This is a genomic window from Streptomyces hydrogenans, from assembly GCF_014656075.1.
Taxonomy (GTDB): domain Bacteria; phylum Actinomycetota; class Actinomycetes; order Streptomycetales; family Streptomycetaceae; genus Streptomyces; species Streptomyces hydrogenans.
Genome location: NZ_BNBS01000194.1, coordinates 1 through 9,842, shown reverse-complemented (window position 1 = coordinate 9,842; position 9,842 = coordinate 1). Strand labels below are relative to the sequence as shown.

At 71.6% G+C, this 9,842-nt stretch carries 11 protein-coding genes; 5 read left to right on the top strand and 6 right to left on the bottom strand.

The annotated features are described in order from the left end of the window. Positions 1–83: 83 nt before the first annotated feature. Positions 84–380, top strand: a complete 297-nt coding sequence (locus tag IE321_RS39275) for a hypothetical protein (RefSeq protein ID WP_190226450.1) — start codon at positions 84–86, stop codon at positions 378–380. A 101-nt stretch (positions 381–481) separates the two neighbouring features. Here IE321_RS39275 and IE321_RS39270 read toward each other — a convergent pair whose 3' ends face one another. The 5 genes from IE321_RS39270 to IE321_RS39250 form a co-directional block, all read right to left on the bottom strand. Then, positions 482–1,240: a succinate dehydrogenase iron-sulfur subunit gene (locus IE321_RS39270; RefSeq protein ID WP_043225902.1), complete on the bottom strand. Its 759-nt coding sequence runs from the start codon at positions 1,238–1,240 to the stop codon at positions 482–484. After that, on the bottom strand, positions 1,240–2,994 hold the full coding sequence (sdhA, locus tag IE321_RS39265; protein WP_043225901.1) for a succinate dehydrogenase flavoprotein subunit: 1,755 nt from the start codon (positions 2,992–2,994) through the stop codon (positions 1,240–1,242). The genes IE321_RS39270 and sdhA overlap by 1 nt, the downstream gene beginning before the upstream one ends. A 24-nt stretch (positions 2,995–3,018) precedes the next feature. Beyond that, positions 3,019–3,492 (bottom strand): succinate dehydrogenase hydrophobic membrane anchor subunit, encoded by a 474-nt coding sequence (locus tag IE321_RS39260; RefSeq protein ID WP_190226449.1) that lies wholly within the window; start codon positions 3,490–3,492, stop codon positions 3,019–3,021. An 8-nt stretch (positions 3,493–3,500) separates the two neighbouring features. Beyond that, the gene (sdhC, locus tag IE321_RS39255; RefSeq protein ID WP_015035721.1) at positions 3,501–3,881 is read right to left on the bottom strand and encodes a succinate dehydrogenase, cytochrome b556 subunit; all 381 of its coding nucleotides are present in this window, start codon (positions 3,879–3,881) and stop codon (positions 3,501–3,503) included. 192 nt (positions 3,882–4,073) lie between these two features. Beyond that, the gene (locus IE321_RS39250; RefSeq protein ID WP_372470187.1) at positions 4,074–4,688 is read right to left on the bottom strand and encodes a 2-oxo-4-hydroxy-4-carboxy-5-ureidoimidazoline decarboxylase; all 615 of its coding nucleotides are present in this window, start codon (positions 4,686–4,688) and stop codon (positions 4,074–4,076) included. A 161-nt stretch (positions 4,689–4,849) separates the two neighbouring features. On the opposite strand from IE321_RS39250, the gene IE321_RS39245 reads away from it, so the two are divergent. From IE321_RS39245 to IE321_RS39235, 3 genes are all read left to right on the top strand, one after another. Then, positions 4,850–6,484 (top strand): beta-N-acetylhexosaminidase, encoded by a 1,635-nt coding sequence (locus tag IE321_RS39245; RefSeq protein WP_190226448.1) that lies wholly within the window; start codon positions 4,850–4,852, stop codon positions 6,482–6,484. Positions 6,485–6,590: 106 nt separating this feature from the next. Continuing rightward, positions 6,591–7,208, top strand: coding sequence for a DUF4328 domain-containing protein (locus IE321_RS39240; protein ID WP_043225897.1), 618 nt, complete (start codon positions 6,591–6,593; stop codon positions 7,206–7,208). A 66-nt stretch (positions 7,209–7,274) separates the two neighbouring features. Beyond that, positions 7,275–7,805, top strand: coding sequence for a hypothetical protein (locus IE321_RS39235; protein WP_190226447.1), 531 nt, complete (start codon positions 7,275–7,277; stop codon positions 7,803–7,805). A 20-nt stretch (positions 7,806–7,825) separates the two neighbouring features. Here the strand turns inward: IE321_RS39235 and IE321_RS39230 are convergent, their stop codons facing one another. Then, on the bottom strand, positions 7,826–8,569 hold the full coding sequence (locus tag IE321_RS39230) for a Clp protease N-terminal domain-containing protein (RefSeq protein WP_190226446.1): 744 nt from the start codon (positions 8,567–8,569) through the stop codon (positions 7,826–7,828). A 434-nt stretch (positions 8,570–9,003) separates the two neighbouring features. On the opposite strand from IE321_RS39230, the gene IE321_RS39225 reads away from it, so the two are divergent. Continuing rightward, positions 9,004–9,699: an RNA polymerase sigma factor gene (locus IE321_RS39225; RefSeq protein WP_190226445.1), complete on the top strand. Its 696-nt coding sequence runs from the start codon at positions 9,004–9,006 to the stop codon at positions 9,697–9,699. The last annotated feature ends 143 nt before the right edge of the window (positions 9,700–9,842 follow it).

Genomic DNA, 9,842 nt, shown 5'->3' with positions numbered 1-9,842 from the left:
CCCGGCCGCACGCCGATCGCACGCACCGGACGACCCGGCCTGATCCGACGCCAATTGCCAGACAGGCCCTACCCTCGGCGTCCATGGGAACAGTCACCTTCGTCGACGAGACGACCCTGGGCGCCCGCACCGCCTCCGCACCCCTCGCGGTGCCCGAGGAGCGCCTGCCGCTGCGCGAGCTGATCGCCCGCCGGGTCGCCCTGGAGGCCGGCCCGGACGGCTTCGAGCCCGCGCTCGCCCGCGCCCTCGACGCCTTCGCCCGCAACGGCTTCCTGGTCCTGGTCGGCGACCGCCAGATCGAGGAGCTCGACGAGACCGTCACGGTCGGCCCGGCCACCGAGGTCGTCTTCCTGAAGCTGGTCCCGCTGGTCGGCGGCTGAGCCCGGCCCGTACGACGGGAGGACGCGCGGGAGGACCCGTACACGCGGGAAGGCCCCGCCTCCCAGGGGGAGACGGGGCCTTCCGCGACGCTCGGAAGAGGTCAGAAGCGACGCGTGATCAGCGCGCGCTTCACTTCCTGGATCGCCTTGGTGATCTCGATGCCACGCGGGCAGGCGTCCGTGCAGTTGAACGTGGTGCGGCAGCGCCACACGCCGTCCTTGTCGTTCAGGATCTCCAGGCGCTGCTCGCCGCCCTCGTCGCGCGAGTCGAAGATGAAGCGGTGCGCGTTGACGATCGCGGCCGGACCGAAGTACTGGCCGTCGTTCCAGAAGACCGGGCAGGACGACGTGCACGCGGCGCACAGGATGCACTTGGTGGTGTCGTCGTAGCGCTCGCGGTCCTCGGGGGACTGCTTGCGCTCGCGGGTCGGCTCGTTCCCCTTGGTGATGAGGAACGGCATGACGTCGCGGTACGCCTGGAAGAAGGGCTCCATGTCGACCACGAGGTCCTTCAGCACCGTGAGGCCCTTGATGGGCTCGACGGTGATCGGCTTCTCGGGGTTGAGGTCCTTGATCAGCGTCTTGCAGGCCAGACGGTTCTTGCCGTTGATCCGCATGGCGTCGGAACCGCAGATGCCGTGCGCGCAGGAGCGACGGAAGGTCAGCGTGCCGTCCAGGTCCCACTTGATCTTGTGGAGACCGTCGAGCACGCGCTCCTTCGGGTCGATCTCGACCTGGAAGTCCTCCCAGACCACCGCGTCCGAGATCTCGGGGTTGAAGCGGCGGATCCGGAAGGTGACCGTGATGTACGGGGAGGCGGCGGACTCCGCCTCGACCTTGTCCAGAACGGGGGTGGCCATCAGTACTTACGCTCCATCGGCTGGTAGCGGGTCGTCACGACCGGCTTGTAGTCGAGACGCACGGTCTCGGAGCCGTCCTCGCCGACCTCGCGGTACGCCATCGTGTGGCGCATGAAGTTGACGTCGTCGCGGTTCGGGTAGTCCTCGCGGTAGTGACCGCCGCGGGACTCCTTGCGCGCCAGGGCCGAGACGGCCATGACCTCGGCCAGTTCGAGCAGGTTGCCCAGCTCGATGGCCTCCAGGAGGTCGGTGTTGAAGCGCTTGCCCTTGTCCTGGATGGACACGTTCTTGTAGCGCTCGCGCAGCTCGGCGATCTTCTCGACGGCCGTCTTGATGGTCTGCTCCGTGCGGAACACCATCACGTTGGCGTCCATCGTCTCCTGGAGCTCGCGGCGCACGTCGGCGACCCGCTCGGTGCCCGTGGAGTTGCGCAGGTTCTCGATCTGCGCGACGACCATCGACTCGGGGTTCTCCGGCAGCTCGATGTAGTCGTGCTGGTGGGAGTACTCGGCGGCGGCGATGCCCGCGCGACGCCCGAAGACGTTGATGTCGAGCAGCGAGTTGGTGCCGAGGCGGTTGGCGCCGTGCACCGACACGCAGGCGACCTCGCCGGCCGCGTACAGGCCCGGGACGACGGTGGTGTTGTCCGACAGGACCTCACCCTCGACGTTGGTCGGGATGCCGCCCATGGCGTAGTGCGCGGTGGGCTGGATCGGGATCGGGTCCGTGTACGGCTCGATGCCGAGGTACGTACGGGCGAACTCGGTGATGTCCGGGAGCTTGGCGTCGAGCTGCTCCGGCGGGAGGTGCGTCAGGTCCAGGTAGACGTGGTCGCCCTCGGGACCGCAGCCGCGGCCCTCGCGGATCTCCGTGTAGATGGAGCGGGAGACGACGTCACGGGACGCGAGGTCCTTCATGACCGGCGCGTACTTCTCCATGAAGCGCTCGCCGTCCTTGTTGCGGAGGATGCCGCCCTCACCGCGGGCGCCCTCCGTCAGCAGGATGCCCATGCGCCAGATGCCCGTCGGGTGGAACTGGAAGAACTCCATGTCCTCCAGGGGCAGGCCGCGGCGGTAGCAGGCGGCCTGGCCGTCACCGGTCAGGGTGTGGGCGTTCGACGTCACCTTGAAGAACTTGCCGGTGCCGCCGGAGGCGTAGACGACCGCCTTCGCCTGGAAGATGTGGATCTCGCCGGTGGCCAGCTCGTACGCGACGACGCCGGCGGACTTCTTGACGCCGTCGACCTCGACGATGAGCTGGTCCAGGACGTAGAACTCGTTGAAGAACTCCACGCCCTCCTTGATGCAGTTCTGGTACAGCGTCTGGAGGATCATGTGGCCGGTGCGGTCGCCCGAGTAGCAGGCGCGGCGGACCGGGGCCTCGCCGTGGTTGCGGGAGTGACCGCCGAACCGGCGCTGGTCGATGTCGCCGTTGGGCGTACGACCGAAGGGCAGGCCCATCTTCTCCAGGTCGAGGACGGCGTCGATGGCCTCCTTCGCCAGGATCTCGGCGGCGTCCTGGTCGACCAGGTAGTCACCGCCCTTGACCGTGTCGAAGGTGTGCCACTCCCAGTTGTCCTCCTCCACGTTCGCCAGCGCGGCGGCCATGCCGCCCTGCGCGGCGCCCGTGTGGGAGCGGGTGGGGTAGAGCTTCGTCAGCACGGCGGTGCGGCTGCGCTTCGTCGCCTCGATGGCGGCGCGCATGCCGGCGCCGCCGGCGCCGACGATGACGGTGTCGTACTTGTGGATCTTCATTGGGTGGTTACCTCAGCCCCGTGCCTAGCGGATGTTCGGGTCGAAGGTGAAGATCACCAGCGTGCCCAGAAGGATGGTGAACACCGTGGCGGTGTACAGCAGGCCCTTGAGCCACAGGCGCGTGTTGGGGCGCTCCGCGTAGTCGTTGATGACGGTACGGAGGCCGTTGGCGCCGTGCAGCATGGCGAGCCACAGCATCAGCAGGTCCCAGACCTGCCAGAACGGGGACGCCCAGCGGCCGGCCACGAAGGCGAAGCCGATCTTGGAGACGCCGCCGTCCAGGAAGAGCTGGATCAGCAGGTGGCCGAGGACGAGGACCACGAGGACGACGCCCGACAGGCGCATGAAGAGCCATGCGGCCATCTCGAAGTTGCCGCGGGTCGCGCGCGGGGTCCTGCCCGTGCGCTTGCGGGGCGCCTCGATGTACGGGGCGGGGTTGTCCACGTCGTAGGCGGTGCCTTCGACGGGACCGATCGCGGAGGTGGTGTCAGCGGACATGTCTGGCGTCAGCTCCCGAACAGTTCACGTGCGGCGTGGCCGAGGACGGGGTACAGCGAGCCCGCCATCAGCACGACCCAGATGCCCACGACGGTCCAGAGCATCTGCTTCTGGTAGCGCGGGCCCTTGGACCAGAAGTCCACGGCGATGACCCGGAGGCCGTTCAGCGCGTGGAAGAGGATGGCGGCGACCAGGCCGTACTCCAGAAGAGCGACGATCGGCGTCTTGTAGGTCGCGACGACCTCGTCGTACGCCTCGGGGGAGACGCGGACGAGAGCGGTGTCCAGCACGTGTACGAACAGGAAGAAGAAGATGAGGACGCCGGTGACTCGATGAGCCACCCAGGACCACATTCCTTCCCGGCCGCGGTACAGCGTTCCAGCCGGCACGGAAAAACCCTCCGGGAGCGGGGATCAGGGCCGGCCGGCTTCGATGTCGGTCAGACCCGGCCGGGTACGGTCCACCGGCCCCGGTCATCGTAGCGACGACTTGTCGGTTCGCTCGCGCGGGGTCCTTCAGTGTGATCAAACAGGCACGGACGGGCTATCGTCCGAGGCGAATTCGGACCATTCCGGGGAGAATCACAGGTTCCCCCGGGTGGAAGTGAGCCCTCCGGCGAGCGCGAAGGCGAGTCGCGAGCGGGCCAGCCGGCGCAGTTCGTCGGCCGCCACGGCCCGCTCCTCCTCCGGTTCGTTGCCGAGACGTGACCGGATTCCGGCCAGCACGGCGTCGAGCCGCTCGCCCGGCCGCACCCCGTCCAGGCTGATGACGAACGCATGGCCGAAGCGGCTCTCGTACGCGGCGTGGGCGGCGCGCAGCGCGGTGCGGGCGGCCGGCGGCGCGTCCGGGTGCGGCGGCGCGGAGGACTCGGCGGCCAGCGCCTCGTCGAGGTCGGCGCCCGCCAGGTCGTACCCGGCCTCCTCTGCGGCGGCCAGCAGGGCGTCCGTCGTCGGATAGGGGCGGTGGGCGGCGATCCGCTCGGCCCAGCGGCGGCTGTGGCAGCAGGCGAGCAGCAGCTCCACGGCCCCGGCGGGGGCCGCCGCGTTGAAGGGGAGCAGGCCGTACGGGGCGCCGGAGGACTTCTGGGCGGGTATGGCCGGCACGTCCGCCGGACCCGGCTCGCGGCAGGGGACGTGGGTGTCGCTGGTCAGCGTGGGCTCCGGGACGGCGGGACGAAGGGGGTGGGCGTGACGCAACGTTATCGACGGGACGGGGGAAGTGTCCGACGAGTGCGCGAATTTCACCCGGAAGGGAGAGTTTGGGAACGTGTGATGGACGTGAAGGTTCCGTTCTTCCGGGTGAGGGTCCGCGGCCGGACGATTGGCCGGTCCGTCCCGGGTGCGGGAGGATGCAGGGGATGCGGTACTCCCCACGAGGCCCCCTGCGCGGCCCGGCACTCCTGGCGGCCGCGGTGGCCCTGACCACCGTGGCGGCCTGCTCGAACGGCTCCCCCTCCGGCGCGGACTCCCCGCCGCCGTCCCCGTCCGGTACGGGACCGGCGGCGACGACCTCGGCCGCGAAGCCGTCCCCGACGCCCACGCCGAGCCCCACGCCCACCCGGACCTACCCGCTCTCCACCGCGCCCCGCACCGTCCCCGCCGTCCGCTCCCACGAGCCGGCCCGCGGCCCCGGCTGGAAGCCCGGCAGCCGCGCCGAGGTCGTCCTCGCCGCCGGCAGCGCCGGCCTCGCCGACGAGGCCCGGCTGCTCGCCGGGGAGCTGGGCCTGCGCTACCGCGGCGAGGCCGCCGCCGGCCCCGGCGACGTCGAGCTGGCCCTCGGCGCGAAGGGCGCCGCCGAGTCGTACACGCTCACCGTGAAGGACGGCCGGGTTCGGATCGCCGGTCCCGACGAGGCCGGCGTCTTCTACGGCACCCGCACCCTCAAGCAGTCGGTGAAGGGGAGCGGGGCGATGCCCGAGGGCACCGTCACCGACCGGCCGGCCAAGCCGCAGCGCGGGCTCAACGTCGACATCGCCCGCAAGCACTTCACCGCCGCCTGGCTGGAGGACCGGATCCGGGAGATGGGCGACCTCAAGCTCAACCAGCTGGGGCTGCACTTCTCCGACGACCAGGGCTTCCGGATCGAGTCCGACTCGCACCCCGAGATCGTGTCGAAGCAGCACCTCACCAAGGCGGAGGTCCGCCGGATCCTCGCGCTCGCCGCGAGCCGGCACGTCACCGTCGTCCCCGAGATCGACTCGCCCGGGCACCTCGGCGCGGTCATCGACGCCCACCCGGACCTCCAGCTGGTGAGCGTCAGCGGCCGGACCCCGCGCGGGGCCGTCGACATCTCCGACCCGGACGCCGCGCGGATCGTCGACGACCTGCTGCGCGAGTACGCGGCGCTCTTCCCCGGCGCCTACTGGCACCTGGGCGCCGACGAGTACGTGGCCCTCATGGCGAAGGACCCCGAGGCCAGCTACCCGCAGCTCGCGAAGGCGGCGCGGGAGGCGTACGGGCCCTCCGGCCGCGTCCAGGACCTGGCGACGGACTGGCTCAACGACCGCGCCGCCACCGTCCGGCCCACCGGCAAGACCCTCAAGGCGTGGAACGACGGCTTCTTCGCCGGCGGCGTGGTGAGCGCGGCGAAGGACCTGGAGGTCGAGTACTGGACGGGCAAGGAGTACGGCGCCCGGCCGCCGCTGCCGTACCTCCAGGCGGGCCGCAGGCTGGTCAACCTCAACGACGAGTACCTCTACTACGTGCTCGGCGAGCCCAACGACTTCACCTACCCGACCGGCCGCCGCATCTACGAGCAGTGGACCCCGCTCGTCGTCCGCGGCACCACCCCGGTCCCGGCCCGCTACGACGCGCAGATCCTCGGCGCGCGGTTCGCCGTCTGGTGCGACCTCTCCGACGCCCAGACCCAGGCCCAGGTGGCCGCTGGCATCCGCCTCCCGCTGGCGGCCCTCTCCCAGAAGGTCTGGGACTCCCGCAAACCCACCCGGAGCTGGTCCGACTTCCGCGCCCTGACGACGAAGCTGCAGGGCTGAGCTGCGGTTTTCCCCTGGACGGCACGGTTCCGCCTGACGTAGGTTCGCGCAGCCCCTCGGGGGAGGGGCGTTCCGATCGCACACCGTTCCTGGGGGGAACCACTTCATGCTGCGCAATCCCAACAACCTGGCGTACGCCGTCATGACCCTGCTGGGCGTCGACGTCTTCCTCGACCTGCTGCTCGCGGGCACCGAGGCGTGGACCCTCGCCGACCCGGTGGCCGCCGCCGAGGCGACCGCCCCGGCGGGGCTCGCCCTCGTGGGCGGGGCCGCCTACATCGCGACCATCGTCGTCTTCCTCGTCTGGTTCTTCCGCGTGCGGCAGAACGCCGAGGTCTGGGCGGGCGACCTCCAGAGCCGCACGCCCGGCTGGGCGATCGGCGCCTGGTTCATCCCGATCGCCAACCTGTGGATCCCGCGGCACATCGCCGCCGACATCTGGCGGGCCAGCCGCCGGGACCCGTCCGCCGCCGACGGCGCCCGGGAGCTGACCCTGCTCAACTCCTGGTGGGGCTTCTGGGTCGCCGGGGCGATCGTGGACCGGGTGGCGAGCCGGATGTACAAGGGGGCCGAGACGCTGGACGAGTGGACCGACGCCGCGGCCTGGTCCCTGGCGGGTTATCTGCTCACGATCGTCGCCGGCGTCCTCGCGATCCTGTTCGTCCGCCGTCTGACCTCTATGCAGCACGCCAAGGCCACTGGCATGCTTTCGGCCGCCGAGTGACGAGAAAGCGCCTGTCGGCGCAGAAGTGGACGTAGAGCGTCCGCATCGGGTGGCGAGGAGGCGTCCATGACGTCGAGTACGGGCCGGAGTCTGCTGGAACTGATCGGCGGGGCCGACGAACGCGGCCTCGCCGCCGCGGGGCTCGCCTGCCTGGACCGGTGCCTGCCGCTGCTCGCGCCCGAGCGCGCCGAGGTGCTGCGCCCGGTGTGGGCGGCGGTGGCGCGCGGCGGCGGCGCGGCGTGGGCCGATACCGTCGCCAAGGCGCGGGGCGAGATCCTCGGCGCCGGCGGCGCGGACGCGGACGCCGGCGGGGTCGTCGCCCTGGTGCGCGCGATGATCGACGCGGTGCCCGCCGAGTGGGCCGAGGAGCCCCTGCGCGCCTGGGCCGAGCGCTGCTCGACCGTGGCGCTCACCGTGCACCGCCTGTACGACGTGAACGAGGACGGCCCGCTGCACGCCGGAGAACTCCGCCGCCAGCTGGCCGTCCTGGACACGGTCGCCCACGGCCCGACCGGACTGCGCCGGGCCCGTGAGCTGTCCACCGAGGGCGGCCGGGTGCTGCGCGCGGTGGTCTCGCGCCGCGCCCGCACCGCCTGAGGCCCGGTCCCTCCTGAGGCTCAGTCCTCCGAGGGCGCCTGGATCGTCGCGGAGGCGATCAGCTCGGCGAGCTGCCGCTCCGCCTCCGCCTTCTCCAGGCCCAGGCCGCTGAGCACGCCCGCGCCGTCCTCGTGCTCCAGGAGGGCGAGGAGGATGTGCTCGGTGCCGACGTAGTTGTGCCCGAGCCGCAGCGCCTCGCGGAAGGTCAGTTCGAGCACCTTCTTCGCCGCCGCGTCGTACGGGATGAGCGCCGGCAGCTCCTCGGCGGCCGGCGGCGGCAGCGTCGGCGTGACGGCCTCGCGCAGCTGCTCGGCGGTGACGCCCTGGGAGGTGATCCACAGGACGGCGAGCCCCTCGGGCTCGGCGAGCAGTCCGAGCGCGAGGTGGCCGGGGACGGTCTCCGCGTTGCGCGCGGCGATCGCCTCGTTCTGCGCGGCGACGACGACGGCGCGGGCGCGCGGGGTGAAGCGGGCGAACCCGGCGTTCGGGTCCATCTTCTCGGCGTCCGGGTCCTTGGGGACGAAGCGCTTCTGCGCGGCCTGGCGGGTGACGCCCATGCTGCGCCCGATGTCGGTCCAGGAGGCGCCGGAGCGGCGGGCCTGGTCGACGAAGTGGCCGATGAGGTGGTCGGCGACCTCGCCGAGGTAGTCCGCCGCGATGACCGCGCCGGAGAGCTGCTCCAGCGTGTCCGGGTGGACCTTCTTGATCGCGTCGATGAGTTCGTCGAGACGGATGCTGATGTGCGGAACCGCGGGATGCGTCATGAGGCAACCCTAGGTTGACACCCCTGGACTGTCAACGGTCGGTTGACACTCGTCGGGGCGTGACTTCTTTCGGGTGATGCGTCGTATGGCATGAAGAGCGGAGGAGTCGGGCGGACGGCGGCCCGGAAAAGGGAGACGACCGGGGCCGCCACCCCCCACAGGAGAGGCCCCGGTCGTCATCCACGGAGCCGCAGCACGGCTCCGTACTCCATACAGCGCCGAGGGTGCGGTTTCTGTCACACCGTCGGCTCGGAGAGCGAAGGTTGCAAGTTGTACAAGCCGCACGTACCGCGTGGACGCGACACCCGGACTCCACGTAGCGTGCTGGAGCGCGAGGCGGACTCGGCGGCGATGACCAGCCCCGACTCCGCGACCGACACCGCGACCGACACGCTGACGCGCACGGAACGCGACCGACGGACAGGGTTTGGGGAGTGCTGGGGGACGACGCGGAGCTGACGGCCGCGGTGCTCGCTGCGCAGGACGGGGACGAGGACGCCTTCCGTACTGTGTACCGCGCCGTGCACCCCCGTCTGCTGGGCTACATGCGCACACTGGTCGGAGAGGCCGACGCCGAGGACGTCACCTCGGAGTCCTGGCTCCAGATCGCCCGCGACCTCGACCGCTTCAGCGGCGACGCGGACCGCTTCCGCGGCTGGGCGGCCCGGATCGCCCGCAACCGCGCCCTCGACCACATCCGGATGCGCGGCCGCCGGCCCGCCGCCGGCGGCGACGAGACCGAACTGACCGACAAGCCAGCCGACTCCGACACCGCGGGCGAGGCCATGGAGGCGCTGGCCACCGGCGACACCCTGCGCCTCATCGCCCGCCTCCCGCAGGACCAGGCCGAGGCCGTCGTCCTGCGCGTCGTCGTCGGCCTCGACGCCAAGTCCGCCGCCGAGGCCCTCGGCAAGCGCCCCGGCGCCGTCCGCACCGCCGCCCACCGCGGCCTGAAGAAGCTCGCCGAACTCCTCGGCGTCGACGGCACCGCCGGCGCCGGGCCGGGCGAGGGCTCCGCCGACGACCCCCAGGGACTCGACGGGGTGCCGCCCCAGCGCGGCCGGAACCCGGGGTTCATAGCCCCCGGCGGTGTGACGCATTGGCGTCCGCGTACGCAGAAGGACATGTGATGGCCGACGAGCGGTACCAGTGGCTCGACCCGGAAGCCGCGGAGCGGCTGCTCCGGGGTGAGCCGGTCGACCCCGCCGACCCCGCGGCCCGCACCCGGGCCGCGGCCCTCGCCGACGCCCTCGCCGCGGCCCTCGCCGCCGCC